The sequence below is a fragment of the Halovulum marinum genome, assembly GCF_009697225.1.
GTDB classification, from domain to species: domain Bacteria; phylum Pseudomonadota; class Alphaproteobacteria; order Rhodobacterales; family Rhodobacteraceae; genus Halovulum; species Halovulum marinum.
In genome coordinates this window covers 50,896-77,728 of the sequence record NZ_WIND01000020.1, presented here as the reverse complement: position 1 = coordinate 77,728, position 26,833 = coordinate 50,896, and the positions used below count along the sequence as shown (strand labels likewise).

Below are 26,833 nucleotides of genomic sequence, written 5' to 3'. Positions count from 1 at the left end.
CGCTCGGGGGTCGGGATGTACTCGTCGACCGCCGCCATCAGCTCGCGGATCGAGGTCTCGCCGATCTCGGGGTCGCGGCCTTCCATCGCCGCCAGCGCCGAGCCCTTCACGATCGGGATGTCGTCGCCCGGGAAGTCGTAGGAGGCCAGCAGCTCGCGCACCTCCATCTCGACCAGCTCCAGCAGCTCCTCGTCGTCGACCTGGTCCACCTTGTTCATGTAGACCACCATCGCCGGCACGCCGACCTGCTTGGCCAGCAGGATGTGCTCGCGGGTCTGCGGCATCGGCCCGTCGGCGGCGTTCACCACCAGGATCGCGCCGTCCATCTGCGCCGCCCCGGTGATCATGTTCTTCACGTAATCCGCATGCCCCGGGCAGTCGACGTGCGCGTAGTGCCGCGCCTCGGTCTCGTACTCCACGTGCGCCGTCGAGATCGTGATCCCGCGCGCCTTCTCCTCCGGCGCGCCGTCGATCTGGTCGTAGGCCTTGAAGTCGCCGAAGTACTTCGTGATCGCAGCCGTCAGCGTCGTCTTGCCGTGATCGACGTGACCGATCGTCCCGATGTTCACGTGCGGCTTCGTACGCTCAAACTTTGCCTTTGCCATTGCGCATTCATCCTTGCAGAGTCCGTGCCCCGCGCGCCGGGGCCGCATTTCGATGCGGGCGAGATAATCGCGCGCCACTGAAAACACAACCGGTTTCTGCCGCCGTCCCGGATCGTGCGCGCGCTTGCCCCGTCCCCGGCGATTGCGTACACGACAGGCGCATTCGACCGAAGGAGCCGCGCCGTCCATGTCCCGCATCCTGATCACCTCGGCCCTGCCCTACATCAACGGCATCAAGCACCTGGGCAACCTGGTGGGCTCGCAGCTGCCGTCGGATGTCTACGCCCGCTACATGCGCGCCCGCGGCCACGAGGTGATGTACATCTGCGCCACCGACGAGCACGGCACCCCGGCCGAGATCGCCGCCGCCAAGGCCGGCAAGCCGGTGGCCGAGTACTGCGCCGAGATGTGGCAGACCCAGAAGGCCATCGCCGACGGCTTCGGCCTGTCCTTCGACCATTTCGGCCGCTCGTCCTCGCGGCGCAACCACCGCCTGACGCAGCACTTCGCCGCCCGCCTCGACGCGGCCGGGCTGATCCGCGAAGTGTCCGAGAAGATGATCTACTCGAACGCCGACGGCCGCTTCCTGCCCGACCGCTACGTCGAGGGCACCTGCCCGAACTGCGGCTACGACAGCGCCCGCGGCGACCAGTGCGAGAACTGCACCAAGCAGCTGGATCCGACCGACCTGATCGACCCGCGCTCGGCGATCTCCGGCTCGACCGACCTCGAGGTGCGCGAGACCAAGCACCTGTTCCTGTGCCAGTCGGTGCTGGCCGGGCAGCTGGAGGCGTGGATCGACAGCAAGACCGACTGGCCGCTCCTGACCACCTCGATCGCGAAGAAGTGGCTGCGCGACGGCGACGGGCTGCAGGACCGCGGCATCACCCGCGACCTCGACTGGGGGATTCCCGTGCAGAAGGGCGACGCGCCCTGGCCGGGGATGGAGGGCAAGGTGTTCTATGTCTGGTTCGACGCGCCGATCGAATACATCGCCGCCACCGCCGAATGGGCCGACGCCACCGGGCAGGACGACGGCGCCTGGGAACGCTGGTGGCGCACCGACAAGGGCGCGGGCGACGTGCGCTACGTGCAGTTCATGGGCAAGGACAACGTGCCGTTCCACACGCTCAGCTTCCCCGCCACGATCATCGGCTCGGGAGAACCGTGGAAGCTGGTCGACTACATCAAGTCGTTCAACTACCTGAACTACCAGGGCGGCCAGTTCTCGACCTCCAAGGGCCGCGGCGTGTTCCAGGACCAGGCGCTCGAGATCCTGCCGGCGGACTACTGGCGCTGGTGGCTGATGTCGAACGTGCCGGAAAGCTCGGACAGCGAATTCACCTGGGAGAATTTCCAGGCCGGGGTGAACAAGGACCTGGCCGACGTGCTGGGCAACTTCGTCTCGCGCGTCACCAAGTTCTGCCGCTCGCGCTTCGGCGAGCAGGTGCCCGAGGGCGGCGACTGGACCGAGGCCGAGCGCATGGTGGTGGCCGGGCTGACCACCCGCCTCGCCGCCTATCAGGCGGCGCTGGACGCGATGGAGATGCGCAAGGCCGCCGCCGAGCTGCGTGCGATCTGGGTCGAGGGCAACGAGTATTTGCAGGCCGCCGCGCCCTGGGCCGCGTTCAAGACCGACCCCGGGCGCGCCGCCGCGGTGGTGCGTTTCGCGCTGAACCTGATCCGCTTCTACGCGGTGCTGTCGGCGCCGTTCATCCCGCACGCCGCGGCGCAGATGCTGCAGGCACTGGGTCTGGACGCGGCCGACTGGCCCGAGGACGTCGAGGCCGCGCTATCGGCACTGCCCGCCGGCCACGGCTTCGCCACCCCGGACGTGCTGTTCGCCAAGATCACCGACGAGCAGCGCGAGGCCTGGGCCGCCCGCTTCGCCGGCGGCCGCTGACGCCCGGCCTCAGGAGCGCTGCTGGACGACGCCCAGCCCCAGCTTCAGCCGCGTCACCCAGCGCGCCTCGGTGATCGCATCGGGCACGGCGCGCGGCTCGCATGTTGCGCCTTCGGTGCAGACCAGCGCGCAGCGCGGCTTGAAGCTGACGGCGAACACGCCGCCGATCGCGATCGAGCCGTCGGCATTCGCCCGCACCTCGCCGTCGCTGCGCTTCAGCACCGTGTCGATCGCCAGGATGCAGCTGCCGCGCTGTGCCGCCGCACGCATTTCCTGCACGCAGCGCGCGCTGGCCGGCGGCCGGGCCGAACTGGGCATCGACAGCTCGTCGTATTCCCAGACCACCTCGTAGAGGCTGCGCTGGAAATCGCGGAACTCCCGGCCGCCGTCGGCGCCGGTCGGGATCACCCCGGCGACGATGCCGACCACCGCCGGCAGGATCTCGCCCAGCTGGTTCACGAAGATCTGCCGCTCGCCGGGCGCGGTGCGCCAGGCGTCGGCGATCTGCAGCTCGCACAGCGGGCTGCGCACGATCCGGGTGCCGACCAGCTCGTACATCTGGCCGGGGCGCGGCAGTGCCACCCGGTCGCGCGCGACATACTCCCGCGCCTGGATGGTGTCGCCCAGCGACAGCGACGCGATCTGCGCCACCACCAGCGCCAGCGCCAGCGCGGTCCCGAGGACCGTTAGACCCGTTTTCACCGGTTTCATGACTGCCTCCTCAGGTCGAGCAACACAGGTCGGTGCCGCAGCTGTAATAGCCGTCGGGGCAACTGGTCTGCGCCATCGCGCCGCCCCCCGCGGCGATCGAGATCAGCCCCGCGAGAGTAAAGCAGGCAATGGCCCTGGCCGTAGTGCTGACGGTATTCATGATGATATTCATGACGATTCCCCCCGAATCCGAATGAACCCGTCCAGTCTAGCGCGCGCGCCCTTCGCCGGATGTGCGTTCCGGCACGTCCCGGACACGGTTTGTTTGCTTGACAACTATCTTCCGGATGCAAGGGTCGGTCCATGCGCCTGCTGATCTCCCTTGCGCTGATCGCGCTCGCCCAGGCCGCGCTCGCCTGCCCGCCGCCCGAGGACCGCTCGGACGAGCGCGCGGCGCTGCACACAAGGCTGCTGTCGGCGCGCACCGAGGCCGAGGCGGACCGCATCGCCGGCGAGCTGTGGCGAATCTGGCTCGACGCGCCCGACGCCCGCGCGCAGGGCCTGCTGGATCTCGGCATCGCCGCGCGCGAGCGGCAGGCGCTGGCCGAAAGCGAGGCCACGCTGGACGCGCTGATCGGCTATTGTCCCGCCTACGCCGAGGGCTTCAACCAGCGCGCCTTCACCCGCTACCTGCGCGGCGACCACGCCGGCTCGCTCGCGGATCTGGAGGTGGTGCTGGACGCCGACCCCTATCATTTCGGCGCGCTGTCGGGGCGGGCGCTGAACCTGATGCGCCAGGGGCGCGCCGGGCCGGCGCAGCGGGCGCTGCGCGACGCGGTCCGGGTACACCCGTTCTTGCGCGAGCGGCAATTGATCGTCGACGACGGCTCCGCCGATCCGATCTGAGCCGGGCCTCAGCCCGGCCCCAGGCCCAGCGCCCGGCCGGCGAGCACTCCGACCGCCGCGGGCGTGCCGGTCGGGGCCATGCCCCAGGCGGTATCGACCGCGACCATGCTCCAGCTCCAGCCCTTCGGCGTGGTCATGTTGGTGAACTCGCAGGTTCCATAGGCCAGGAACCTCAGCACCAGCCCGTGCCCCGGCGCCAGCACCACCGACCCCTCGCGCAGCCCCGGCGCCACGCAGACCCACGGCACGCCGGCGACATAAGCCAGATAGAATCCCGCCGCGGCGACAGCAGGATGTCGTCGCGCAGCAGCGCGCCGACATGGCGCTTAGACAGCGGGTGCATCGCCGTCGACAGCCATACCGCGTCGATTGCGAGGAACGCGGCCAGCGCCGCCAGTTAGACCGCAATCCGGACCAATGCCCGCCGCCCTCGCCAACAGGCCCGCGCAGATGGCCCGGTCGGGGCGCGGAAAGGGCCCAGCGCAGGCCGACCGGCCCCGAGACGACCGCGCGACCGCGGCGAGCAGAGTGCCGCGCCGGCCGACTCTCGCCGGCACACGGGCATCGGCTGAGGCGCAGCGCCGCCCGCGCACCCGACCCGCCAACCGGCGGCAGGCGCCTCAGGCCGCCCGAGCGCGCGGGCCTCCGGTACAGGCCGCCGGTCGGATACTGCCGGCTCCGCGCCCCGGCTCGGTGCCCGCGCCGCAGCCACCTGCCGGCGCGCGCGCGGCCCCCGGGAACGCGCGTTGCGGCCCCGCCCCGGCACGACCGCGGCGGGCAGAGTGCCGCGCCGGGCGACTTGCGCCGGCGCATGGGCTGAGGCGCAGCGCCGCCCGCGCACCCGGCCCGTCGACCGGTGGCAGGCGCCTCGGGCCGCCCGAGTGCGCGGGCCACCGTCGGACGACGCCGGCCGGATGCGGCTGGCTCCAGGCCCCGGCTCGGTCCACGCGCCACACCCGTCTCCACCGGCGCGCCGGGCGAACGGGCGGGCATTGTCGGGAAAGGACGGGGCAAGGTGCCGCTCGGGGATACAGTGCCGCGCCGGGTTGCGGCGTCGCATCGGGGACCGCCACCGCTCAGGGAGCCAGAGACGACCCACCGCAAGGGGATGCCGCGTCGCGCACCGCCGCTCGGGATTGCACCGCCGCGCAGGCAGGCACCACCGCCGAGCAACGCGGCGCCGCATGGCGGCGCAACAGCGTACAGGGGCGCAGCCCGCGCAGGGACGCAGCGCCGCACCTGGCGTCGCGTATGGGCGCAGCGCCGTTCAGCGACGCGGCGCGGCATGGGAGGACGGCGCGGCGCGGGACCACAGCGCGGCGCGGGATGCAGCCGGCGCGGGAACGCGGGACCACAGCGCGGCGCGGCGATGCAGCCGGCGCGGGAACGCGGGACCACAGCGCGGCGCGGCGATGCAGCCGGCGCGGGAACGCCGGACCACGAAAGGCGATGCCGCGCAGCGCCGCACTGGAACGCGCATCCACGCGGAGACGGCGATCCAAGCGGGAAGGGTCATCCGCACATCCCTGCGTTCCTCGCAAGATCAGCGCGCCGCGCAGGAAGCCGGCAGCGCCCGCTGCAGCCGCACGCCTCCGCCGGCCGCTTGGAACCGGCGACCGGCATTCCGCGGCGCCGCGACGGTGTGCGGACGGGTGCCACGGCACCGGAGCCGGGCGCGCCGCTCGGCGCGTGTGCCGCGTTGCCGGCGCGCCGCCCTCAGTCGCAGACGGTGCGGTCCCGCCCGGCATCCTGCGCCCCGGCCAGGTGCCGGTCGGAACGGTTGATCAGGCTGTCGCGGTCGTCGCCGTCGCCCAGCCCGGCGGCCCCGGCGGACACCGACAACTGGCCGAGCGGTCCGTGCCCGCTGTCCAGCGCCTTGAATCCCTGGCGCAGCGCCTCGGCCACGCCGAACGCGTCTTCGGGGCGCACCCCGGGCAGCAGCAGGGCGAACTTCGCCCCGGCGAAGCGCGCCGCCAGCTGCCCCGGCCGCAGTGCCTTGCGGGCGACCTCGCCGAACGCGCGCAGGGTGTCGTCGCCGGCGGTCAGCCCGTGGGTGCGGGTGACCAGCTCGAGGTTGTCGATCGCGCACATCAGCAGCGTCAGCGGCTGCGTCCGCTGCCGGGCCTCGAACACCGCGCCGTCGAGCGCCTCGTCCAGGGCGCGGCGATTCGGCAGGCCGGTCAGGTAGTCGGTCGCCGAGCTGCGCTTCACCTCGACCAGCTCGCCCTTCAGCTTCGAGACCTGGGCGCGGCTCTTCTCCAGCTGCAGGCTCAGCTTCTGGGCCGCGGCCAGGTGCTGCTGGTTGGCGCGGTGCAGGTCGCGGATCACATTCGACAGATCGGATTTCGAGCTGCCCTGCACCAGCGACGCCCGCGCGCTGCGCAGCGTGCCCGAGAACAGCGAATGCTCCTTCAGGTTCTCGTCCATCGCGGCGCTGACCCGCGCCAGCGTGCCGTGCAGGTCGGTGCCGATGCGGTCCACCGCTTCGGCACCGGTCGCCGGCGACAGATGCGCGTCGTAAAGCCCGCCCAGAAACGTCTCGTCGATGGTCTGGCCGGTGTTCATCGCCGTATCCAGCGCCACGTTCAGCCCCGGATCGCGCCGCGCCGCGTAGGTGTACCAGACTTCGTAGACGATCGGCGTGACCGGCGTCCTGTACTGGCGCGCAAAGCCGATCGCCCGCTCGGCGATGTCCGCGCCATCCGCGGACACGGCCTGCTGGCGGGCCGGCGCGGCCGGTCGGGTGCTGCTGAACATGATGTGTTTTCCCTCGCCTCGATCCGAGGCTCAGGACTAGGACGCAGGTCTTGAGAAGTGGTAAAACCCGGCGACGAAATCCGGCGCGCGCCGGCTCAGCCGCCCAGGCACCAGCGCAGGATCGCCTTCTGCGCGTGCAGCCGGTTCTCGGCCTCGTCGAAGATCACCGAGGCGGGGCCGTCCATCACCTCGCTCGAGACCTCCTCGCCGCGGTGCGCGGGCAGGCAGTGCATGAACAGCGCGTCGGGGCGCGCCTGCGCCATCAGCGCGGCGTTGACCTGGTAGGGGCGCAGCTGGTTGTGGCGGCGCTCGCGCGCGCTCTGCGCGTCGTGCATCGACAGCCAGGTGTCGGTGACCACCAGGTCGGCGCCGGCGACGGCGCGCGCCGGGTCGCGCTCGATCTCGACGGTGCGGCCGCGGCCGCGCGCGAACGCGACCGCGGCGCGGGGCGGGTCCAGCGTCTCGGGGCCGGTGAAGGTCAGATCGAAGCCGAACTGCCCGGCGGCGTGCAGGAAGCTGGCGCAGACGTTGTTGCCGTCCCCGGCCCAGACCACCTTGCGCCCGGCGATGGCGCCGCGGTGCTCCTCGTAGGTCAGCACGTCGGCCATGATCTGGCAGGGGTGGCTGGCGTCGGTCAGCCCGTTGATCACCGGCACGTCCGCATGCTCGGCCAGCTCGTGCAGCGTGGTCTCGTCGAAGGTGCGGATCATGATCAGGTCGACATAGCGCGACAGCACGCGGGCGGTGTCGGCGATGGTCTCGCCGTGGCCCAGCTGCATCTCGGCGCCGGACAGCACCAGCGGCTGGCCGCCCATCTGCCGGATGCCGACGTCGAAGCTGACGCGGGTCCGGGTCGAGGGCTTCTCGAAGATCAGCGCCACGACGCGGCCTGCCAGCGGCTGGTCGGCGTCCGGCGCGCCGCGGGGCAGCCCGGCGCGGCGCGCCTTCATCGCCCGCGCCTGGTCGATGATCGCGCGCAGCTCGGCGGCGTCGGTGGTGTGCAGGTCGAGAAAATGCCTCATGCCGGCGCCGCCTCGACCGCAAGCGCGGTCCGCTCCAGCCGGGCCAGGCCCTCGTCGATCTCGGCGTCGGTCAGGTTCAGGGGCGGCAGGATGCGCACCACGTTCTCGGCCGCCGGCACCAGCAGCAGGTGCTGGCCGTAGCCCGCCTGCACCACGTCGCCGTTGGCCGGCCTGCACACCAGACCCAGCATCAGCCCCTCGCCGCGGATCGACTCGAAGACCTGCGGGTGGCTGGCGACCAGCCCCTCCAGCCCCTGCCGCAGACGCCCGGCGGTGCGGCGGACATTGTCCAGGAAACCGTCCTCCAGCATCACCGTCAGCACCTCGGCGCCGACCGCGCAGCCCAGCGGGTTGCCGCCGTAGGTCGAGCCGTGGGTGCCCGCGGTCATGCCGCTGGCGGCGTCCTCAGTGGCCAGGCACGCGCCCAGCGGAAAGCCGCCGCCGATGCCCTTGGCCACGGCCATGATGTCGGGGGCGATCCCGGCCCATTCATGCGCCCACAGCCGGCCGGTGCGGCCCATGCCGCACTGGATCTCGTCGAAGATCAGCAGGATGCCGGCCTCGTCGCAGAGCGCCCGCATCTCGCGCAGCGCCTCGGGGCCGAATGCCTTGATCCCGCCCTCGCCGAGGATCGGCTCGACCGCGATCGCGGCGGTGGCCGGGCCGATGGCGGCGCGCAGCGCACCGATGTCGCCGAACGGCACCCGGTCGAAACCCTCGAGCAGCGGCGCGAAACCCCTGGTCAGCTTGTCGCCGCCGGCGGCGGCGATCATGCCCATGGTCCGGCCGTGGAACGAGCCCTCGATGGTCACCACCCGGTTGCGCTCGGGGTTGCCCCTGGCGTGGTGGTACTTGCGCGCCATCTTGACCGCGCATTCCATCGCCTCGGTGCCCGAGTTGGTGAAGAACGCGGTGTCGGCGAAACTGTTGTCGACCAGCAGCTGCGCCAGCTTCTCCTGGTTCGGGATCCGGTACAGGTTCGAGGTGTGCCACAGACGTCGCGCCTGCCGCTCCAGCGCCGCCACGAGCCGCGGGTTCGCATGGCCCAGGGCGGTCACGGCGATGCCGCCCCCCAGGTCCAGATAGCGCTCACCGGTCTCGGTTGTCAGCCAGGGGCCCGCGCCCTCCACGAAGGAAAGCGGTGCCCGTGCGTAGGTCGGCAGGACGGGCGAAATCACGACTTGTCTCCTCTTCTCGCAGGCGAACGGCAACGCCCCGGCCCGCTTCCGCGCGGCCGGGGCGCAAGGGGCGTGATGGCGCAAAGCCGCCGCGCTGTCAATTCGGCCGGCGCGTGCGCGGGGCCGGGCCGGGCCCCGACGGCCGCGCCGGCGCGAATCGCGGCGCCGGGCCGCCACCGCGCCAAGGTTGTAGGCGCGCCCGGAAAGCTGCGCTATGCATGAGCCGAAACACGGACAATTACAGGAGCATCCGGTGCGTCTCCCCACTCTCGCCATCACCCTTGCGGCGCTCGCCGCGGCCCCGCTCTGGGCGCAGGACCAGACCGGGGACCCGGCCGCCGCGGACGAGCCTGCCGAGGACCAGCCCGCCGAGGACGCGCCCGAGGCCGGCGCGCAGACCGCCGCCCCGGCGCAGCAGGCCGCGCCGCAGTTCAACGGCACCGCCGCGGGCACCGTGTCGGGCGTGACCTTCGATGTCCCGGTGCTTTGCACCGGCTTCCCGGCCGGCCCGGTCACCGCGAAAAGCGATCCGGACACGCCGGGCGAGGACGGCAACGGCGACGGCGTGATCGTCGACGTGGCGGCGCAGCCCGACGGCCAGATCACCATGACGCTGATGGCCGGCGGGATCTCGTTCGGCTTCGACGACGACACCGCCACGCTCGACGGCAACCGGCTGGACTACAGCGTGACGATCAGCTTCGTCGGCGGCCAGGACGACACCATCGAATACAGCGTGGTCTGCGACGGCTGATCGCCGGCCCTCGCGTTCCGGACCGGCGCTCAGGCCTTCAGCCGATAGCCGGTCCGGAACCACCACCAGGTCAGCACGCCCAGCGCCGCGTCGACCAGCAGCAGCACCGCGACCCCGGCCCAGGGCCCGGTGTCGGACACGCCGAGCACGCCGAAGCGGATGCCGTCGATCATGTAGAAGAACGGGTTGACGTGGCTGATCGCCTGCATCCAGCCGGGCAGGATGCTGATCGAGTAGAACGTTCCCGACAGGAAGCTCAGCGGCATCACGATGAAGTTGGTGATCGCGGCGATGTGGTCGAACTTCTGCGCCACGATCGCCGCCAGCGTGCCCAGCAGCGCCATCAGCGTGGCGCCCAGCAGCACGAACGCCAGCGCCCACAGCGGGTGCGCGATGCCCAGCCCGATCACCGGGAACACCGTCGCCGAGATCGCCGCCGCCACGATCAGCCCGCGCACCACGCCGCCGGCGGCATAGCCGACGGTCAGCTCGGCCGCGCTGAGCGGCGGCATCAGCGTGTCGACGATGTTGCCCTGCACCTTGGCCACCATCAGCGACGACGAGGTGTTGGCGAAGGCGTTCTGGATCACCTGCATCATCAGGATGCCGGGGGCGATGAAATGGGTGAACGCCTCGGCCCCCTCGGCGCCGGCGCGGCGCGCTGCGAACGCCAGCGAGAACACCGCCATGAAGATCCCGGCGGTGACCACCGGCGCCGCCAGGGTCTGGGTCCAGACGCTGGTGAAGCGCGCCACCTCGCGGCGGATCAGGGTCCACAGACCCAGCAGGTTGTAACGGCCGAACTGGCGCTCGGCCATCGGCCGGGTCGGCTGCGCGTCGCTCATCTGGGGCCTCCATCGCGGCGGGGTCGGGCAGCCTGCCTTGTAACGGCTGGCGCAGTGGTTACAATAGGGGCAACCGGGCCAGGCGGGGCGACCCTCCTGGCCATTTGCTGTCGTACACCCCACTGGCGGAGATGTATCCCATGTCATGGACCGATGAACGCGTCGAGACGCTGAAGAAGATGTGGGCCGAGGGCAAGTCGGCTTCGCAGATCGCCAAGGAACTCGGCGGCGTGACGCGCAACGCGGTGATCGGCAAGGTGCACCGGCTGGGCCTGTCGAACCGCACCCCCGCCGGCAAGCCCGGCGAGGAAGCGCCCGCCGCGAAGCCGGCCGAGGATCCCGCGCGCCCGTCCGCCGCCGCCGCCGCGCGCGCCGAGCCCGCCGCCCGGCCCGACCCGGCTCCGGCCGAGCCGACCCGCCCCGCCGCCGCCGCGGCGCAGTCCGCTCCGGCCGCGAGCGGCGCGACGAACGGCGCCGCGCAGCCTGTGGCGCAGCCGCCGGCGCCGCGCCGCCCGGTGCCCGGCCAGCCGCTGCCGCCGCAGCCCAGCCAGTCCGAGATCTCCGAGGAGACCCGCGCCAACCTGGCGGCGCTGGAGAAACGCGCCCGCAAGCTGACGCTGCTGCAGCTGACCGAGCGCACCTGCAAATGGCCGATCGGCGATCCGGCGACCGACGATTTCTGGTTCTGCGGCCACCCGACCCAGCCCGGCAAGCCGTACTGCGAGACCCACGTCTCGGTCGCGCTGCAGCCGATGAGCAGCCGCCGCGACCGCCGCTCGTCCTCGCGCTGATTTCGGCGCCGGGCGCGGGGCGTCCCGCCGTCCGGACCAGCGGCACCGCCGGGCGCATCCGGCGGCCGGCCCGCCCCCGGTTTCATCCCGGCCCCCGGCGCCCTATGTGTCGGGGTGAAAGGGGCGTTCCGATGAACCTGCACACCCGTATTCCCTTCGACAACAGCTACGCGCGGCTGCCGGGCCGGTTCTACGCCCGGCTCGACCCGACGCCGGTGGCCGAACCGGGGCTGATCCGCGTCAACCACGCGCTGGCCCGGCAGCTCGGCCTCGACCCGGCGGCGCTGGAGACGCCCGCCGGCGTCGCCATGCTGGCCGGCAACGGCGTGCCCGACGGCGCCGAGCCGCTGGCCATGGCCTATGCCGGGCACCAGTTCGGCGGCTGGGTGCCGCAGCTGGGCGACGGCCGCGCGATCCTGCTGGGCGAGGTGGTCGACAGCGCCGGCGTGCGCCGCGACATCCAGCTCAAGGGGGCCGGGCGCACCCCGTTCAGCCGCATGGGCGACGGCCGCGCCTGGCTGGGGCCGGTGCTGCGCGAATACCTCGTCTCCGAGGCGATGGCGGCGCTGGCCATCCCCACCACCCGCGCCCTGGCCGCCGTCAGCACCGGCGAGCGCGTCCAGCGCGAGGCCGCCTTTCCCGGCGCGGTGCTGGCCCGGGTCGCCGCCAGCCACATCCGCGTCGGCACCTTCCAGTACTTCGCCGCGCGCCAGGACCTGGACGCGCTGCGGCGCCTGTCCGACCACGTCATCGCCCGGCACTACCCGGCGCTGGCGCCGGGCGATCACGCCGGGCTGCTGCGCGCGGTGGTCGGCGCGCAGGCGCGGCTGGTGGCGCGCTGGATGGGGGTGGGCTTCATCCACGGGGTGATGAACACCGACAACATGTCGGTGGCGGGCGAGACCATCGACTACGGCCCCTGCGCCTTTCTCGACGCCTATCACCCAGACACGGTGTTCAGCTCGATCGACCAGATGGGCCGCTACGCCTATCGCAACCAGCCGGCGGCGGCGCAGTGGAACCTGGCGCAGTTCGCCTCGAGCCTGCTGCCGATCATGGCCGACGATCCCGAGGCTGCGGTGCCCGAGGCGCAGGCGGCGGTGGACGCGTTCCAGGATCAGTACCAGCAGGCCTGGGCCGAGGTGTTCCGCGCCAAGCTGGGCCTGGCCGAGCCGCAGGACGGCGACACCGGCCTCGCCACCGCGCTGCTCGACGCGATGGCGGCGACGCGGGCCGATTTCACCGGCACCTTCCGCGCGCTGGCCGAGACCGCCGCCGATGCGCCGCTGCCCGAGCACATCGCCAGCGACACCGCGCCGCTCGAGGACTGGCGCCGGCGCTGGGTCGCGCGGCTCGCGGCCGAGGCCGCGACGCCCGCCGACCGCCAGCGCGGCATGGCGCGGGCGAACCCGGCGATCATCCCGCGCAACCACCGCGTCGAGCAGGCGATCCAGGCCGCGCTGGGCGGCGACTTCGGCCCGTTCCACGCGCTGACGCAGGCGCTGGAACAGCCGTTCGACGCGCCCGCCGACAGCCCGTTCCGCGCCGCCCCGGCGCAGGGCGAAGAGGTGCGGCAGACCTTCTGCGGCACCTGAGGCCCAGCCCGAAACTTCAGGCCGCGTCGCGCGGCCGCTGCTCATGGCAGATCTGCCCGGTCTCCTCGGGCAGCAGCGCGACCTGCAGCAGGCGACAGTAGCCGCCGGCGCCGCGCGGCGCGTGGTGCCGGCAGGTCCGGCACACGCCGAAGGCGCGGCCGCCGCGCGCCGCCAGCATCGCCCGCAGCGTCGCGTCCAGCCCGTCCGTCAGCGCCGCCAGCGCCGGCGCCGGCAGCGCCTCCAGCGCCGCGTCCAGCGCGCCGCGCCGCGCCGCGATCCCGGCGCCGCGCGCGGTCGGCGCATAGCTGATGCTGCGCCGGTCGCGGTCCGAGCGGCGCTCGCTGACCAGGCCCTTGCGCTCCAGCGCCCGCAGCGTCTGCGAGGTGGTGCCCCGCGTCGCCCCCAGATACGCCGCGACATGGCTCGGCGCGCGCGAGAACCGGTTCGCGCGCGCCAGATAGGCCAGCGCGGCAGCCTGCGTCGGGTTCAGCCCGTCCTCCCACGCCCCGGCGGCGGACAGCCGCGCCAGGCGCTCGATCAGGGCGCGGGCGCGCCCGGGGTCCTCGGTGCTCATGGCAATGCAATAGCGAGTCGACACCACGCTTGCAATAGTTTCGATTCGCTATCATCCTGCCGGCATTCCAGCACCGGAGACCGACTATGACCCTGCGCGCCCTTCTTCCCGCCCTGCTGCTCGCCACCCCCGCGCTCGCCACCCCTGCCCTCGCCGACATCGCGCATCCCGCCGCGGCGGACATGCCAGACGCCATCGCCGCGCCCGAGACGCCCGGGATCGCGGCCGCGTTCGACATCCGCGCCGCCCATGCGCACCGCGACGGGCGCACGGTCACCTTCCACATGACCACCGGCGGCCGGGCCGGGGCCGAGACCCCGCAGCCCGCCGGCGCGCTCGGCGGCGCGCCGGTGCTCGGCTACGTCTGGCCGACCTCGCTCGACCCCGCCGCCGTGGGGTTCGAGGGCCGCACCGGCATCCTGGCGCTGGCCGCCACCAGGCACCCGGACTTCGACGACACGCCGCTGAACGACGAGAACGGCGACGGCGATCTCGGCAACGACGGCGCCGGCTGGCACAGCCACTGGGTGGTGCTGACCCCGACCGAACCCTGCGGCGACGGCGCGCTCGCGGTCCGCGACATCCCCGACGGCGCCGCGCCGCGCCTGCCCGCCACCTGGCCCGGCCTGCCGCTGTTCATCGACAGCCCCGGTTACACGCCGCTGTTCGACGGCGCCGAGATCTCGGTCACGGTCGGCTTCGCCGACCCCGAAATCCTCTCGGGCGCACGCTACGACGGCGTGACCGCGGCGTTGCAGGTGAACGCGAACGTCCACGCGCCGCTGCTCTGCGTGACCGACGTGTTCGACATCGCCTCGGGCGATCTCGGCCTGCCCGGTCGGCTGGACTGACCGCTCCCGCGCGGCGCCCGCCGGCCCGGGCGCCCGCCTTCCACGTCCGGCAAATATCCCCGCCGGAGGCATCCGGCGCCGGCCCCGGGCGCGGCCGCCGGGAAGGATTCACGAAGTTTCAGGATTCAACATCCCTGAAAGATCAAGGGGTTGAGGGGGTTTTCACGGTGGAATCGCCGATTTCACACCCTCAGCCGGCCTTGCGCGGCACCGCCGGTCCGCCCTGGTAGGTCTCGTCGAGCGCATAGCCGCTGGCGCGCACGGTGCGGATCGGGTCGGCCTCGCCGCGCCGGTTCAGCGCCTTGCGCAGCCGGCCGACATGCACGTCGACGGTGCGGATCTCGACGTAGACATCGGTGCCCCAGACCCGGTCCAGCAGCTGCTCGCGGCTGAACACCCGGCCCGGCCGCTGCATCAGCGTGTCCAGCAGCCGGAACTCGGTCGGCCCAAGGTGAACGTCCCGCCCGGCGCGGCGCACGCGGCAGGTCTCGCGGTCCAGCACGATATCGGCGAAGGTCGCGACGTCGCCGGCGATCGTCGGCCGGGTGCGGCGCAGCACGGCGCGGATCCGGGCGACCAGCTCGGACATCGAGAACGGCTTGGTCACATAGTCGTCGGCACCCAGCTCCAGACCGCGGATCCGGTCGTCCTCCTCGCCGCGGGCGGTCAGCATGATCACCGGAATCTCGCGGGTCTGGCTGCCGGCCCGGAGCTGGCGGCAGATCTCGACGCCCGAGACGTTGGGCAGCATCCAGTCCAGCAGGATCAGGTCCGGCCTTTCCTCGTCGACGGCGATCAGCGCGTCGTCGCCGTCGGCGCAGACGCCGACCGCGAAGCCCTCCTTGCCCAGGTTGTAGCTCAGCAGGCGGCTCAGCGCCTCCTCGTCCTCGACCACCAGGATCTTCGCGCACATCGGCCGCGCCCTCCTAGTCGATCGCCGGGCTGACCGGCTCGCCCTTCGGGCGGTCGTCGCCCAGCGGCGCGCCCTCCTGGATGTAATAGGCCATCTCGGCGATGTGGGTGGTGTGGTCGCCGATCCGCTCCAGGTTCTTGGCGATGAACAGCAGCTGGCTGCCGGCGCCGATCATCCGGTTGTCCTCCATCATGTAGGTGACGACCTCGCGGAACATGGCGTTGTACATCTCGTCGATGTCCACGTCCTTGCGCCAGACCGCCACGGCGGCCTTGGTGTCGTGGCCGGAATAGGCGCTCAGCACCTCGGACAGCTGCGCCTGGGTGGCGCGGCCCATGCGGATGATCGACGGCGTGGTCGGCAGCGGCCCCAGCTTCGAGATCGACGCCGCGCGCTTGGCGATGTTCTTCGACAGATCGCCGATCCGCTCCAGCGTGGTGCAGATCTTCAGCGCCGCGATCACCAGCCGCAGGTCCTGCGCCATCGGGGCGCGCAGGGCGATGACCTTGGTCGCGAACTCCTCGATCTCCATTTCCATCTGGTCGAGCTTCTTGTCGCGGGCGGTGACCTGCTCGGCCAGGCTGGTGTCGCGGGTCTCGATCGACGTCAGCGCGCCGGCCAGCAGCTCCTCGGCCAGACCGCCCATTTCCGAGATCCGGGCCTCGATCTTCTCGAGATCGTGGTCGAAGGCAGAGACGATGTGCTCTCCCATGGGAAATCCTTTCCTGTATCCGCTGCGCGCAATACTAGCCGAAGCGCCCGGTGATGTAGTCCTGCGTGCGCTGGTCCACCGGGTTGGTGAAGATCTTCGGCGTGTCGTCGTACTCGACGATGTGGCCGAGGTGGAAGAACGCGGTCTTCTGGCTGACCCGCGCCGCCTGCTGCATCGAGTGCGTCACGATCACCACCGAGAAGCTCTGCTTCAGCTCGTCGATCAGCTCCTCGACCTGCGCGGTGGCGATCGGGTCCAGCGCCGAGCACGGCTCGTCCATCAGCAGCACCTCGGGCGCGGTGGCCACCGCGCGGGCGATGCACAGGCGCTGCTGCTGGCCGCCGGACAGGCCGGTGCCGGGCTCGTCCAGCCGGTCCTTGACCTCGGTCCACAGCGCGGCACGGCGCAGCGACTGCTCGACCACCGAATCCAGTTCGGCCCTGTTCGCCACCAGGCCGTGGATCCGCGGGCCGTAGGCGACGTTGTCATAGATCGACTTCGGGAACGGGTTCGGTTTCTGGAACACCATGCCGACGCGGGCCCGCAGCTGCACCGGATCGACCCGGCGGTCGTAGATGTCGCCGCCGTCCAGCAGGATCTCGCCGGTGACGCGGGCGCTCTCGATGGTGTCGTTCATCCGGTTCAGACAGCGCAGGAAGGTCGACTTGCCGCAGCCCGAGGGGCCGATGAAGGCGGTCACGGTTTTGTCGAGGATGTCGACGTCGACGCCCTTGATCGCCTCGGTCGGGCCGTAGAACACGCGCACGTCGCGGGCCTGGATCTTGGTCTGCACGGTATCCGGCGCCGGCTGGGTCGCCTCAAGATCGGTCATTTCGGCATGGGCCATTGGTTCTCTCCTGTCCGCCTTACCAGCGGCGTTCGAAACGTTTACGAAGGAAAACCGCCAGCGCGTTCATCAGCACCAGGAACAGCAGCAGCACGCAGATCGCCGCGGCGGTCCGCGCCTCGAAGGCGCGCTCGGGGAAGTCGGACCAGCGGAACACCTGCACCGGCAGCACGGTGGCGCTGTCGGTGATCCCGGTGGGCACGTCGACGATGAACGCGACCATGCCGATCATGATCAGCGGCGCGGTCTCGCCCAGCGCCTGCGCCATGCCGATGATCGTGCCGGTCAGGATCCCCGGCATCGCCAGCGGGAAGACGTGGTGGAAACTGGTCTGCAGCCGGGACGCGCCCAGCGCCAGCGCCGCGTCGCGGATCGACGGCGGCACCGCCCGGATCGAGGCGCGGCTGGCGATGATGATCGTCGGCAGCGTCATCAGCGCCAGCACGATGCCGCCCGCCAGCGGCGACGACCGCGGCACGCCGAAGAAGCCCAGGAACACCGCCAGGCCCAGCAGGCCGAACACGATCGACGGCACCGCGGCGAGGTTGTTGATGTTGACCTCGACGAAATCGGTCAGCCGGTTCTTCGGCGCGAACTCCTCCAGGTAGATCGCCGCCAGCACGCCGATCGGGAACGCCAGCACGAAGGTCACCAGCATGGTCCAGAACGAGCCCACGGCCGCGCCCCAGATCCCCGCCAGCTCGGGCTCGCGGCTGTCGCCGGCGGTGAAGAAGCGGGTGTTGAACACGGTCTCGACCCGGCCGCGGTCCTTCAGCGTCTCGATCCAGACGATTTGCCGGTCCGAGACCTTGCGCGCCGCCTCGGGCTGGTCGTGGATGTAGAAGCCCCAGGCGTCGGCGGGCAGCGCCTCGACCGGCGCGACCGGGACGATCGGCTCGGCGATGCCGCCGCTGTCGCCGACCTCGACCATCTTCAGCCAGCCGTCGCCGACGCGCAGCAGCACCGACGGCGCGGTCTCGTCCAGCGCCTCGGCGCCGCCGCCCCGGCGCGCGCGCGCCTCCAGGTCCTCGGCCACCGCCAGCAGGCGGTCGCGCTCGGCCGCGCGGGTGTCGATCTGGGTCTGCAGCCGGGTGCGCTCGTCCGGATCGGAGGTCTCATGCGCCTGGCGGCCGAACACCTCGACGCCGCGGTTCTGCAGCCGCGCCTGGTTGCGCTCGAAGGCGGCCCGGTCCAGCAGGGCGGCCTTGGCCTGCACCAGCGCCGCCGAGAAATCGTCCGCCGTCGAGCTCACGCGCACGGTGTCGCCGTCCTCGATCGGCTGGATCGTCAGCGCGCCCTCGCGCGGCCGCGAGTCCAGCTTGCCGTAGACGCCCTTGAGGTACAGGTCGGTGACGTCCGACGCCAGCAGCCGGACCGGCACCGTCTGCCCGGCAAGCGACCGGTCGCGCAGCAGTGCCTCGCGCAGCTCGAACTGCGCGCCGCCGCTGACAAGATCGTACAGCTCGCGCCGCTGGGTGCGGCCGCTGGCCGAGGGAAACTCGGCCTTCAGCACGTCCTTGACCAGCCCGTCGTAGTTGAACCGGGACACCGACACCGTGTCGCCCGAGACCAGTTCGGGGTCGTCCAGCGGCACGTCGAGGGTGATGTAGCTTTCGCTCATCGCCTGCCAGGCGTTGCCGACCACGGTCGACAGCAGCGCCACCAGCGCCAGCGCGGCGAAGCCGATCGCCAGGATGCCATAAGCCTGCAGGCGCCGCTGCGCGAAGCGGCGGCGCCGCAGCCGGCGGGCCGAGGCCTCGGAGCCGTGGTGGGCGGAAAGATCTGCGATCGCGACCATTTCGCGGCCCCCCTCAGTCGTACAGTTCGCGGTACCTGCGCACCACGCGCAGCGCCACGATGTTCAGCAGTAGCGTCACGCAGAACAGCGTGAAGCCCAGGGTGAAGGCGGGGCCGGCGGCGACCTTGGCCTCGGTGTCGCCGGTGATCAGCATGACGATCTGCACCGTCACCGTGGTCACCGCCTCCAGCGGGTTCAGCGTCAGGTTCGCGCCCTGCCCGGCGGCCATCACCACGATCATCGTCTCGCCCACCGCGCGCGAGATGCCCAGCAGCACCGCCGAGACGATGCCCGGCAGCGCCGCCGGCAGCACCACCTGGCGGATCGTCTCGGCCCGGGTCGCACCCAGCCCGTAGGAGCCGTCGCGCAGGCTCTGCGGCACCGCGTTGATCACGTCGTCGGACAGCGACGAGATGAACGGGATGATCATGATCCCCATCACCAGCCCGGCGGCCAGCGCCGATTCCGAAGCCACGTTCAGGCCCAGCGATTCGCCGGTGCGGCGGATGAACGGCGCCACGGTGATCGCGGCGAAAAAGCCGTAGACCACGGTCGGCACGCCGGCCAGGATCTCCAGCATCGGCTTGGCGATGGCGCGCACCCGCGTCGAGGCGAAGTCCGACAGGTAGATCGCGGCGAACAGCCCGACCGGCACCGCGACCAGCATGGCGATGGCGGTGATCAGCAGCGTGCCGGCGAACAGCGGCACCGCGCCGACCTTGTCCGGGTCCATCTCGCCGGCGCTGACGCCGGACAGCGGCGACCAGCGGGTGCCGAACAGGAACTTGTCGACCCGCCAGCCGATGTTGCTGAAGAAGTTCAGCGTCTCGAAGATCAGCGACAGCACGATGCCGACGGTGGTCAGGATCGCGATGCCGGCGCAGATCGCCAGGATCGTGCGGATGATCGTCTCGGTGCGGTTGCGGGCGCGGAACGCGGTGCTGACCGAACGCAGCGCCAGCAGGCCGCCCAGCAGCGCCGCCGCCAGGCTCAGCACCGCGATGCCCCAGACCCGCAGCGTCTGCAGCGAGCCGAAGCGCGCGGCGATGTCGCGGCGCAGTTCGTCCTCGGCCGAGGCGACGCCGCCGCGCGCGATCGACTTGGCGTCGGACAGCACCAGCTGCCGCTCGATCCGCGGCGCGTCCGGCAGCGCGTCGGCGATGGCGCCGCTCAGCGCACCGTCGATGTACAGCCGGGCCAGCGTCGACAGCACGATCAGCGTCAGCAGCCCGCCGAGGGCGGTCAGCAGAAAGGCGTGGAGGCCGTGGTAGTTCGGCCGCGAATGCAGGCTGGCCAGGTTTCCGGCGGCAACGGCCGAGGACCGCCGGCGGGCGAGGAACAGAAAGGCGAACGCCAGAAGGATGACGAGAAGGAAGACGGCACTGGTCATCGGGGTGGTCCCTGCCCTTTCGCGGCCCGTCGGGCCGCGGAACGCGTCGGCAGGGGCGGCACGCGGCCGCCCCTGCACGATCTCGGATGGAGCGGCTTACTCCAGCTCGGACTTCTCGAGCGGCTTCAGGTTGGCGACGGCGTCCGCGTTGGCCGAGAACTCGTCCTCGGGCAGCGGGATCAGACCCTTGTCGACCAGGTAGCCGTCTTCGCCGGAAGCGGCGTCCGAGATGAACTCGGCCGCGTACTCCTCGATCCCGGGCACGACGCCGACGTGCGCGTTCTTGATGTAGAAGTACAGCGAACGCGACACCGGATAGTCGCCCGAAGCGATGTTGTCGAAGGTCGGCTCGACACCATCGACCGGCGCGCCCTGCAGGGCGTCGGCGTTCTGGTCGAGGAACGAGAAGCCGAACACGCCCAGCGCGTTGGGGTTCGCTTCCAGCTTCGAGACGATCAGGTTGTCGTTCTCGCCGGCCTCGACGAAGGCGCCGTCCTCGCGGATCGAGATGCCTTCGCACGCGATGCCGGCGCCTTCGCAGCCCTCGTGCATCACCAGCTCTTCGAAGGCGTCACGGGTGCCCGACGACGGCGGCGGGCCCAGCACCTCGATGGCGATCGCGGGCAGCGAGGGGTCGACCTCGTCCCAGGTCGACGGCTTCGGGCCCTGCTCGGCCAGCGCGGTGACGATCTGCTCGCGGGTCAGCGAGAACGACGGGCCGCCCTTGGCGTTGGCGATGACGATGCCGTCAAAGCCGACGACCGACTCGGTGATCTCGGTGACGCCGTTTTCCTGGCACAGGTCGAACTCCGACGGCTTCATCCGGCGCGAGGCGTTGGTGATGTCGGGGTGCTCGACACCGACGCCGGCGCAGAACAGCTTCAGGCCGCCGCCCGAACCGGTCGACTCGACGACCGGGGTCGGGTTATCGGTGGTCTTGCCGAACTGCTCGGCCACCGCGGTCGAGAACGGGAACACGGTCGACGAGCCGACGATGCGGATCTGGTCGCGGCCCTGGGCGGCGGCGGCACCCGCGACGAGGGTGCCCACAGCAGCAAGAGCAAGAAGGTTGGTGAGTTTCACGGGTTGTCTCCGAATACCATGCGTTTCGGTCCGGCAGGTTCGCCCTGCCTTCGATACAGGGTCGCCCCTGCTGGCCGGGAACATAGGTCTAGGCGATGCAGGTTTTATAACGATTCGGTGACGGCTGGATGACAGGACAAGTCATTGAACATCATGCGGTTCTTCGCCGTCCGCAGCATCATCCGCAGCTTCCGGCGCGCGCGGGATCCACAGCGTGAAGCGGCTGCCCTCGCCGACCCGGGAACGGATGTCGACGGCGCCCTGGTGCCGCGCCAGGATGTGCTTGGTGATCGCCAGCCCCAGCCCGGTGCCGCCCATGTCCTTGCTTTGCGACGGGTTGACCCGGAAGAACCGCTCGGTCAGCCGCGGAATGTGCTCGCGCGCGATCCCCGGTCCCTCGTCGATCACCGACACGCCCAGGCAGCCGGGATAGCGCGTGTCCGGCTCGGCCGCCGCCACCCGCACCTTCTTGCCGCTCCCGCCGTACTTGATGGCGTTGTCGATCAGGTTGACCATGACCTGCGCCAGCTGGTCGTGGTCGCCGAACACCTCGGCGCCGGCGCCGTCCTGCGGCAGTTCGATCTGCAGCAGCACGTCGTTCCGGCTGGCCAGCGGGTACAGCGCCGCCGCCGAATCGGATGCGGTGGCATAGAGGTCGATGCGCGCCTCGGGACGGACATGGGCGTTCATCTCGATCCGGCTCAGCGACATCAGGTCGTCCACCAGCCGCTTCATCCGGCTGGCCTGGGTCATCATGATCCCCAGGAACAGCTCGCGCGCCTCGGGATCGTCCCTGGCATGGCCCTGTAGCGTCTCGATGTAACCCAGGATCGAGGCCAGCGGCGTGCGCAGCTCGTGGCTGGCGTTGGCGACGAAATCCGACCGGGTCTGCAGCAGCGCCTTGTCGCGGGTGCGGTCCTCGATCTGCACGATGACCTGCGCGCCGGCGCCGAAATCCCCCGCCGCGCTGGCCGGCAGGTAGCTGGCGCGCGCCTCGAAGAAACGCTCGCGGCCGCGGACCTGGCTGAAGGTGAAGCTGACGTCGGCGTGGTTCTGCAGGATGGTCGCGATCGCCTCGACGAAGGCGGGCGCGCGAATCGCCGCCGAGAAGTGCACGCCGGGCCGGGCGCCGGGCAGGATCGCGGCGGCGGCCGGGTTGGCGTAGGTCACCCGCTCCTGCTCCGAGATCACCAGCAGCGGTGCCGGCATCCGGTGCAGCAGCGTCCGGCCCGGCCCCATCGGCAGCGGCCGCACCGCATCCGCGTCGGGGCGCGCGGCGGGGCCGGCGCCGCGGCCGGTCAGCCGCGCCGCCACGGCATAAGCCGCGAACAGCACCGCGACCGCCGCGGTCTGGACCGCGACGCCAAGGCCCAGCGCGGCCGTGCCGGCGATCGCCAGCAGACAGGCCGCGCCCAGCGCGAACAGGGGAAGCAGGCGTCCGTCGGACACGGGAACCTCGTGCTGTGGTGCGGGGCGCAACAGCCGTAACATTCCTGCAATGCGCGCGTAAGCAATATTGCTTTCACGAAAATGTCTTTTATCTGAAGGCGTAGAAAGCGGACGACAGATGATCAGATATCAGCTTCAGTGTGATCACGGCCACCGGTTCGAGAGCTGGTTCTCCTCCAGTGCGGACTACGACCGGCTCGAGGCGGCGGGCCTGCTGGCCTGCGGCGTGTGCGGCTCGGCCGCGGTCAGCAAGGCGCTGATGGCGCCGCGCGTCGCCGCACCGGACAGCGCACCGACCGAGGCGCCGACGCCCGCGCCGCAGCCGCCCGCCACGCCGCTGCGCGGCCCGGCCTCGCCGGCCGAGCAGGCGCTGCGCGCGCTGCGCCGCAAGATCGAGACCGAGGCCGAGAACGTCGGCCGCGACTTCGCCCGCGAGGCCCGCGCCATCCACGAGGGCGAGTCGCCGCGGCGCGCGATCTACGGCGAGGCGCGCGGCGACGAGGCGCGCGCGCTGGTCGAGGACGGCATCCCGGTCTCGCCCCTGCCCTGGCGGACCCGCACCGACAGCTGACCCGGCGCCCGCGGCCGGTTTCGACGGCCGCACGGGCGCCGCACGGGTGCCTCACGGGCAATGTGCGCTTGCGGCTTTTCGCCGCCGCCGCTAGGAACCGGGGGTCTTGTAGTATGCAGCGGATCGCCCATGCCCCGCCTGGTGATGAAATTCGGCGGAACCTCCGTCGCCGACCTGTCCCGGATCGAAGCCGCCGCCGCGCGCGTCCGGCGCGAGGTCGAGGCCGGCCATGACGTGATCGTCGTGGTCTCGGCCATGGCCGGCAAGACCAACGAGCTGGTCGGCTGGGTCCGCGACACATCGGTCCTCTACGACGCGCGCGAATACGACGCCGTGGTCGCCTCGGGCGAGGTCGTCACCGCCGGGCTGATGGCGCTGCGGCTGCAGCAGATGGGCGTCGACGCCCGCAGCTGGCAGGGCTGGCAGGTGCCGGTGCGCACCACCTCGGCGCACGGCGCGGCGCGGATCGAGGAGATCGGCACCGAGGCGATCGCCGCCCGCTTCGCCCAGGGCGTGCGGGTGGCCGTGGTCGCCGGCTTCCAGGGGATCAGCGCCGAGAACCGCGTGACCACGCTGGGCCGCGGCGGCTCGGACACCACCGCCGTCGCCTTCGCCGCGGCGTTCGACGCCGAACGCTGCGACATCTACACCGATGTCGACGGCATCTACACCACCGACCCGCGGATCGAGGACCGCGCCCGCAAGCTGGACCGCATCGCCTACGAGGAAATGCTGGAACTGGCCTCGCTGGGCGCCAAGGTGCTGCAGACCCGCTCGGTCGAACTGGCGATGCGGTACAAGGTCCGGCTGCAGGTGCTCTCGTCCTTCGAGGACAAGCCGGGTACACTCGTGTGCGACGAGGAGGAGATCATGGAAAGCAAAGTCGTCTCGGGGGTCGCCTTCCAGCGCGACGAGGCAAAGATGACGCTGATCTCGGTGGCCGACCGCCCCGGCATCGCCGCGGCGATCTTCGGCCCGCTGGCCGACGCCGGGGTGAACGTCGACATGATCGTCCAGAACATCTCCGAGGACGGCCGCACCGACATGACCTTCTCGTGCCCGGTGGCCGAGGTGCCGCGCGCCCGCGCCGCGCTCGAGACGGCGATGGCCGAGGGGCACATCAACTATCACGGACTCGACGCCGACACCGACGTCGCCAAGGTCTCGATCGTCGGCATCGGCATGCGCAGCCACGCCGGCGTCGCGCAGAAGATGTTCCGGGCGCTGGCCGACGAGGGGGTCAACATCAAGGTGATCACCACCTCCGAGATCAAGACCTCGGTCCTGATCGACCGCAAGTATCTGGAACTGGCGGTGCAGGCGCTGCACGACGCCTTCGAGCTGGACAAGGCCGGCTGACGCCGATGTCGTCCGGTTCGCAGGCGGTCGAAAGCCGCGTCCTTCTCAAGCGCCTGCGCGACACCCTGGCCGAGGCCGGCGAGGGCCAGGAACGGCTGAACCGGATCACCGACCTGGTGTCGCGGTCGCTGGCCTCGGAAGTGTGCTCGATCTACCTGCGGCTGCCGGACGAGACGCTGGAGCTGTGCGCGACCACCGGCCTGAACCCCGACGCGGTGCACCGCACCCGGATGCGGGTGCGCGAGGGGCTGGTCGGCCGCATCGCCGACACCGCCGAGCCGGTGGCGACCTCGGACGCGCCGCACACCCGCGGCTTCCAGTACTTCCCCGAAACCGGCGAGGAGATCTACGCCAGCTTCATGGGCGTGCCGATCCAGCGCCTGGGCGAGGTGCTGGGCGTTCTGGTGGTGCAGAACCAGCAGGCCCGCGACTACAGCGACGACGAGATCCACGGCCTCGAGATCGTCGCCATGGTGATCGCCGAGATGGCAGAGCTGGGCGCCTTCACCGGCACCGCGCCGACCGACCCGCCGGCGCCGCACCGCGGCCCGTTCCACGTCCGCGGCCTGATCGGCCAGGAAGGCGTGGCCGAGGGCACGGCGCTGATGCACGATCCGAAGATCACCATCTCGAACCCGGTCGCGGACGATCCCGCGGCCGAACGCGCGCGGCTGACCGACGCGCTGCAGCGGCTGCGCGCCGAGGTCGACGAGATGCTGGCGGCCGAGCATCTGGACATGGACGGCGAACACCGCGACGTGCTGAACGCCTGGCGCATGTTCGCTCACGACAAGGGCTGGGTGCGGCGGATGATGGAAAGCATCGACGCCGGTCTTGCCGCCGAGGTCGCGGTCGACCGCGAACAGTCCGCCACCCGCGCCCGCATGAGCCGGGTCAAGGACCCGTACCTGCGCGACCGGCTGCACGATCTGGACGATCTGTCGAACCGCCTGCTGCGGCTGCTGACCGGCGGCGACGGCGTGAACGACGGCGAGGTGCCGCCCGACGCGATCCTGGTCGCGCGCAACATCGGCCCGGGCGAGCTGCTGGACTACGGCCGCAAGCTGAAGGGCGTGGTGCTCGAGGAAGGCTCGGTCGGCAGCCATGCCGCGATCGTCGCCCGGGCGCTGGCGATCCCGCTGGTGATCCAGGCCAGCGGCATCACCCGCGAGGCGCACAACGGCGATCCGCTGCTGGTCGACGGCGACCAGGGCGCGGTGCACCTGCGCCCCGAGGACAGCGTGCGCGAGGCGTTCCGCGCCAAGATCGAGATGGTCCACGAGGCGCAGGAAGCCTATTCCGAGCTGCGCGACAAGCCGGCGGTGACGCGCGACGGCGTGCGCGTCGGGCTGCAGATGAACGCCGGGCTGATGGCCGACCTGCCCAGCCTGACCCCCTCGGGCGCCGAGGGCGTCGGGCTGTACCGCACCGAACTGGCGTTCCTGGTGCGCCGCACCGTACCCAAGCGCGGCGAGCTGATGGCGCTCTACAAGCGGATCCTGGACGCCGCCGGCGGCAAGCCGGTGACCTTCCGCACCCTCGACATCGGCTCGGACAAGGTGCTGCCCTACATGAAGCGCCCGGACGAGCCGAACCCGGCGCTGGGCTGGCGGGCGATCCGCGTCGGGCTGGACCGCCCGGGGGTGATGCGGATGCAGCTGCAGGCGCTGCTGCGCGCCGCCGAGGGGCGGCCAATGAACATCATGTTCCCCTTCGTCGCCCAGTTCGACGAGTTCCGCGCCGCCCGCGACATGGTGTTCCGCGAGATCGAGCACGAACAGCGCCTGGGCCACAAGGTGCCGGCGCGGCTGTCGATCGGCGCGATGCTGGAAACGCCCAGCCTGGCGTTCGCGCCGGACCAGTTCTTCCGCATGGCCGACTTCATCTCGATCGGCGGCAACGATCTGAAGCAGTTCTTCTTCGCCGCCGACCGCGAGAACGAGCTGGTGCGCCGCCGCTACGACACGCTGAACGTCAGCTTCCTCAGCTTCATCGAGCAGATCGCCGCGCGCTGCGACCGGCTGGGCACCCCGGTCAGCTTCTGCGGCGAGGATGCCGGCCGCCCGGTCGAGGCGCTGGCGCTGGTCACCATGGGGATGCGCAACCTGTCGATGCGCCCGGCCTCGATCGGCCCGGTCAAGCGCATGCTGCGCAGCGTCGATCTGTCCGAGACGCGGCGCGTGATCAACGCCGCCCGCGCCTCGGGCGACCAGTCGGTGCGCCCGGCGCTGATGGCCTGGCTGCGCGAGATCGGCGCGCCCGGGATCTGACCCCGGCCA

25 protein-coding genes and 1 pseudogene are annotated in these 26,833 nt (G+C 71.4%); 9 read left to right on the top strand and 17 right to left on the bottom strand.

Going from position 1 to position 26,833, the window contains the following annotated elements; translation table 11 throughout:
• On the bottom strand, positions 1 to 605 hold a 605-nt coding region (locus GE300_RS18325; protein ID WP_154448773.1), incomplete at its 3' end, for a GTP-binding protein.
• A gap of 187 nt (positions 606 to 792) precedes the next feature.
• On the opposite strand from GE300_RS18325, the gene metG reads away from it, so the two are divergent.
• Positions 793 to 2,508: a methionine--tRNA ligase gene (metG, locus tag GE300_RS18320; protein ID WP_154448771.1), complete on the top strand. Its 1,716-nt coding sequence runs from the start codon at positions 793 to 795 to the stop codon at positions 2,506 to 2,508.
• Between the two features lie 9 nt (positions 2,509 to 2,517).
• Here the strand turns inward: metG and GE300_RS18315 are convergent, their stop codons facing one another.
• Together GE300_RS18315 and GE300_RS18310 are read right to left on the bottom strand one after the other, a co-directional pair.
• Positions 2,518 to 3,219: a hypothetical protein gene (locus GE300_RS18315; RefSeq protein WP_154448769.1), complete on the bottom strand. Its 702-nt coding sequence runs from the start codon at positions 3,217 to 3,219 to the stop codon at positions 2,518 to 2,520.
• Positions 3,220 to 3,229: 10 nt separating this feature from the next.
• The gene (locus GE300_RS18310) at positions 3,230 to 3,391 is read right to left on the bottom strand and encodes a hypothetical protein (protein WP_154448767.1); all 162 of its coding nucleotides are present in this window, start codon (positions 3,389 to 3,391) and stop codon (positions 3,230 to 3,232) included.
• Between the two features lie 131 nt (positions 3,392 to 3,522).
• Between GE300_RS18310 and GE300_RS18305 the strand changes: the two genes are divergently transcribed.
• Positions 3,523 to 4,065, top strand: a complete 543-nt coding sequence (locus GE300_RS18305) for a tetratricopeptide repeat protein (protein WP_154448765.1) — start codon at positions 3,523 to 3,525, stop codon at positions 4,063 to 4,065.
• An 8-nt stretch (positions 4,066 to 4,073) separates the two neighbouring features.
• Here GE300_RS18305 and GE300_RS18300 read toward each other — a convergent pair whose 3' ends face one another.
• The 4 genes from GE300_RS18300 to GE300_RS18285 all read right to left on the bottom strand — a co-directional run bounded on the left by GE300_RS18300 (position 4,074) and on the right by GE300_RS18285 (position 9,022).
• The gene (locus GE300_RS18300; protein ID WP_325063313.1) at positions 4,074 to 4,313 is read right to left on the bottom strand and encodes a DUF2177 family protein; all 240 of its coding nucleotides are present in this window, start codon (positions 4,311 to 4,313) and stop codon (positions 4,074 to 4,076) included.
• Between the two features lie 1,468 nt (positions 4,314 to 5,781).
• Positions 5,782 to 6,822: a GGDEF domain-containing protein gene (locus GE300_RS18295; RefSeq protein WP_154448763.1), complete on the bottom strand. Its 1,041-nt coding sequence runs from the start codon at positions 6,820 to 6,822 to the stop codon at positions 5,782 to 5,784.
• A gap of 95 nt (positions 6,823 to 6,917) precedes the next feature.
• Positions 6,918 to 7,844 carry an ornithine carbamoyltransferase gene (argF, locus tag GE300_RS18290; protein WP_154448761.1) on the bottom strand — a complete coding sequence of 309 codons (927 nt, stop codon included), beginning with the start codon at positions 7,842 to 7,844 and terminating at the stop codon, positions 6,918 to 6,920.
• Positions 7,841 to 9,022 (bottom strand): aspartate aminotransferase family protein, encoded by a 1,182-nt coding sequence (locus GE300_RS18285; protein WP_325063312.1) that lies wholly within the window; start codon positions 9,020 to 9,022, stop codon positions 7,841 to 7,843. Before GE300_RS18285 ends, argF begins: the two co-directional genes overlap by 4 nt.
• A gap of 253 nt (positions 9,023 to 9,275) precedes the next feature.
• On the opposite strand from GE300_RS18285, the gene GE300_RS18280 reads away from it, so the two are divergent.
• On the top strand, positions 9,276 to 9,776 hold the full coding sequence (locus GE300_RS18280) for a hypothetical protein (RefSeq protein ID WP_154448757.1): 501 nt from the start codon (positions 9,276 to 9,278) through the stop codon (positions 9,774 to 9,776).
• A 29-nt stretch (positions 9,777 to 9,805) separates the two neighbouring features.
• Here the strand turns inward: GE300_RS18280 and GE300_RS18275 are convergent, their stop codons facing one another.
• Positions 9,806 to 10,621 carry an ABC transporter permease gene (locus tag GE300_RS18275; protein ID WP_154448755.1) on the bottom strand — a complete coding sequence of 272 codons (816 nt, stop codon included), beginning with the start codon at positions 10,619 to 10,621 and terminating at the stop codon, positions 9,806 to 9,808.
• Between the two features lie 140 nt (positions 10,622 to 10,761).
• On the opposite strand from GE300_RS18275, the gene GE300_RS18270 reads away from it, so the two are divergent.
• Both GE300_RS18270 and GE300_RS18265 read left to right on the top strand, forming a co-directional pair.
• Entirely contained in the window at positions 10,762 to 11,412 is a 651-nt protein-coding gene (locus tag GE300_RS18270) for a GcrA family cell cycle regulator (RefSeq protein WP_154448753.1), read from the top strand.
• 131 nt (positions 11,413 to 11,543) lie between these two features.
• On the top strand, positions 11,544 to 13,007 hold the full coding sequence (locus GE300_RS18265) for a protein adenylyltransferase SelO (RefSeq protein WP_154448751.1): 1,464 nt from the start codon (positions 11,544 to 11,546) through the stop codon (positions 13,005 to 13,007).
• A 16-nt stretch (positions 13,008 to 13,023) separates the two neighbouring features.
• On the opposite strand, the gene GE300_RS18260 is transcribed toward GE300_RS18265, so the two are convergent.
• Positions 13,024 to 13,581 (bottom strand): MarR family transcriptional regulator, encoded by a 558-nt coding sequence (locus GE300_RS18260; protein WP_154448749.1) that lies wholly within the window; start codon positions 13,579 to 13,581, stop codon positions 13,024 to 13,026.
• 86 nt (positions 13,582 to 13,667) lie between these two features.
• Between GE300_RS18260 and GE300_RS18255 the strand changes: the two genes are divergently transcribed.
• Entirely contained in the window at positions 13,668 to 14,432 is a 765-nt protein-coding gene (locus tag GE300_RS18255) for a hypothetical protein (protein ID WP_154448747.1), read from the top strand.
• A 190-nt stretch (positions 14,433 to 14,622) separates the two neighbouring features.
• Here the strand turns inward: GE300_RS18255 and phoB are convergent, their stop codons facing one another.
• From phoB to GE300_RS18220, 8 genes and pseudogenes are all read right to left on the bottom strand, one after another.
• Positions 14,623 to 15,345, bottom strand: coding sequence for a phosphate regulon transcriptional regulator PhoB (gene phoB, locus GE300_RS18250; RefSeq protein WP_154448745.1), 723 nt, complete (start codon positions 15,343 to 15,345; stop codon positions 14,623 to 14,625).
• Between the two features lie 13 nt (positions 15,346 to 15,358).
• Positions 15,359 to 16,057, bottom strand: coding sequence for a phosphate signaling complex protein PhoU (phoU, locus tag GE300_RS18245; RefSeq protein ID WP_154448743.1), 699 nt, complete (start codon positions 16,055 to 16,057; stop codon positions 15,359 to 15,361).
• A gap of 34 nt (positions 16,058 to 16,091) precedes the next feature.
• Positions 16,092 to 16,889, bottom strand: a complete 798-nt coding sequence (pstB, locus tag GE300_RS18240; RefSeq protein WP_154448779.1) for a phosphate ABC transporter ATP-binding protein PstB — start codon at positions 16,887 to 16,889, stop codon at positions 16,092 to 16,094.
• A 34-nt stretch (positions 16,890 to 16,923) separates the two neighbouring features.
• On the bottom strand, positions 16,924 to 17,949 hold the full coding sequence (gene pstA / locus GE300_RS23995; protein ID WP_233417171.1) for a phosphate ABC transporter permease PstA: 1,026 nt from the start codon (positions 17,947 to 17,949) through the stop codon (positions 16,924 to 16,926).
• Positions 17,950 to 18,243: 294 nt separating this feature from the next.
• Positions 18,244 to 18,702 (bottom strand): annotated as a pseudogene (locus GE300_RS23990) (DUF3333 domain-containing protein); the annotation flags it as partial.
• A gap of 13 nt (positions 18,703 to 18,715) precedes the next feature.
• On the bottom strand, positions 18,716 to 20,092 hold the full coding sequence (gene pstC / locus GE300_RS18230) for a phosphate ABC transporter permease subunit PstC (RefSeq protein WP_154448739.1): 1,377 nt from the start codon (positions 20,090 to 20,092) through the stop codon (positions 18,716 to 18,718).
• A 96-nt stretch (positions 20,093 to 20,188) separates the two neighbouring features.
• Complete coding sequence (locus tag GE300_RS18225) at positions 20,189 to 21,175, bottom strand: substrate-binding domain-containing protein (RefSeq protein WP_325063311.1); 987 nt, start codon at positions 21,173 to 21,175, stop codon at positions 20,189 to 20,191.
• A gap of 141 nt (positions 21,176 to 21,316) precedes the next feature.
• A complete protein-coding gene (locus GE300_RS18220) occupies positions 21,317 to 22,624 on the bottom strand; it encodes a sensor histidine kinase (protein WP_325063310.1) in 1,308 nt (435 codons plus the stop codon).
• A 118-nt stretch (positions 22,625 to 22,742) separates the two neighbouring features.
• Between GE300_RS18220 and GE300_RS18215 the strand changes: the two genes are divergently transcribed.
• From GE300_RS18215 to ptsP, 3 genes are all read left to right on the top strand, one after another.
• A complete protein-coding gene (locus GE300_RS18215; RefSeq protein WP_154448733.1) occupies positions 22,743 to 23,195 on the top strand; it encodes a DUF1178 family protein in 453 nt (150 codons plus the stop codon).
• Between the two features lie 129 nt (positions 23,196 to 23,324).
• Positions 23,325 to 24,554 carry an aspartate kinase gene (locus tag GE300_RS18210; RefSeq protein WP_154448731.1) on the top strand — a complete coding sequence of 410 codons (1,230 nt, stop codon included), beginning with the start codon at positions 23,325 to 23,327 and terminating at the stop codon, positions 24,552 to 24,554.
• A 5-nt stretch (positions 24,555 to 24,559) separates the two neighbouring features.
• On the top strand, positions 24,560 to 26,824 hold the full coding sequence (gene ptsP, locus GE300_RS18205; protein ID WP_154448729.1) for a phosphoenolpyruvate--protein phosphotransferase: 2,265 nt from the start codon (positions 24,560 to 24,562) through the stop codon (positions 26,822 to 26,824).
• Positions 26,825 to 26,833: the final 9 nt, after the last annotated feature.

What these genes read in the sequence shown, in the direction of transcription:
- GE300_RS18210 (WP_154448731.1), top strand. Translation starts at nt 23,325, where the DNA reads ATGCCCCGCCTGGTGATGAAATTCGGCGGAACCTCCGTCGCCGACCTG.
- GE300_RS18260 (WP_154448749.1), bottom strand. Translation starts at nt 13,581, where the DNA reads ATGAGCACCGAGGACCCCGGGCGCGCCCGCGCCCTGATCGAGCGCCTG.
- GE300_RS18315 (WP_154448769.1), bottom strand. Translation starts at nt 3,219, where the DNA reads ATGAAACCGGTGAAAACGGGTCTAACGGTCCTCGGGACCGCGCTGGCG.
- argF (WP_154448761.1), bottom strand. Translation starts at nt 7,844, where the DNA reads ATGAGGCATTTTCTCGACCTGCACACCACCGACGCCGCCGAGCTGCGC.
- phoU (WP_154448743.1), bottom strand. Translation starts at nt 16,057, where the DNA reads ATGGGAGAGCACATCGTCTCTGCCTTCGACCACGATCTCGAGAAGATC.
- GE300_RS18255 (WP_154448747.1), top strand. Translation starts at nt 13,668, where the DNA reads ATGACCCTGCGCGCCCTTCTTCCCGCCCTGCTGCTCGCCACCCCCGCG.
- pstB (WP_154448779.1), bottom strand. Translation starts at nt 16,889, where the DNA reads ATGACCGATCTTGAGGCGACCCAGCCGGCGCCGGATACCGTGCAGACC.
- metG (WP_154448771.1), top strand. Translation starts at nt 793, where the DNA reads ATGTCCCGCATCCTGATCACCTCGGCCCTGCCCTACATCAACGGCATC.
- GE300_RS18265 (WP_154448751.1), top strand. Translation starts at nt 11,544, where the DNA reads ATGAACCTGCACACCCGTATTCCCTTCGACAACAGCTACGCGCGGCTG.
- pstC (WP_154448739.1), bottom strand. Translation starts at nt 20,092, where the DNA reads ATGACCAGTGCCGTCTTCCTTCTCGTCATCCTTCTGGCGTTCGCCTTT.
- GE300_RS18310 (WP_154448767.1), bottom strand. Translation starts at nt 3,391, where the DNA reads ATGAATATCATCATGAATACCGTCAGCACTACGGCCAGGGCCATTGCC.
- GE300_RS18215 (WP_154448733.1), top strand. Translation starts at nt 22,743, where the DNA reads ATGATCAGATATCAGCTTCAGTGTGATCACGGCCACCGGTTCGAGAGC.
- GE300_RS18270 (WP_154448753.1), top strand. Translation starts at nt 10,762, where the DNA reads ATGTCATGGACCGATGAACGCGTCGAGACGCTGAAGAAGATGTGGGCC.
- ptsP (WP_154448729.1), top strand. Translation starts at nt 24,560, where the DNA reads ATGTCGTCCGGTTCGCAGGCGGTCGAAAGCCGCGTCCTTCTCAAGCGC.
- GE300_RS18295 (WP_154448763.1), bottom strand. Translation starts at nt 6,822, where the DNA reads ATGTTCAGCAGCACCCGACCGGCCGCGCCGGCCCGCCAGCAGGCCGTG.
- GE300_RS18275 (WP_154448755.1), bottom strand. Translation starts at nt 10,621, where the DNA reads ATGAGCGACGCGCAGCCGACCCGGCCGATGGCCGAGCGCCAGTTCGGC.
- GE300_RS18305 (WP_154448765.1), top strand. Translation starts at nt 3,523, where the DNA reads ATGCGCCTGCTGATCTCCCTTGCGCTGATCGCGCTCGCCCAGGCCGCG.
- phoB (WP_154448745.1), bottom strand. Translation starts at nt 15,345, where the DNA reads ATGTGCGCGAAGATCCTGGTGGTCGAGGACGAGGAGGCGCTGAGCCGC.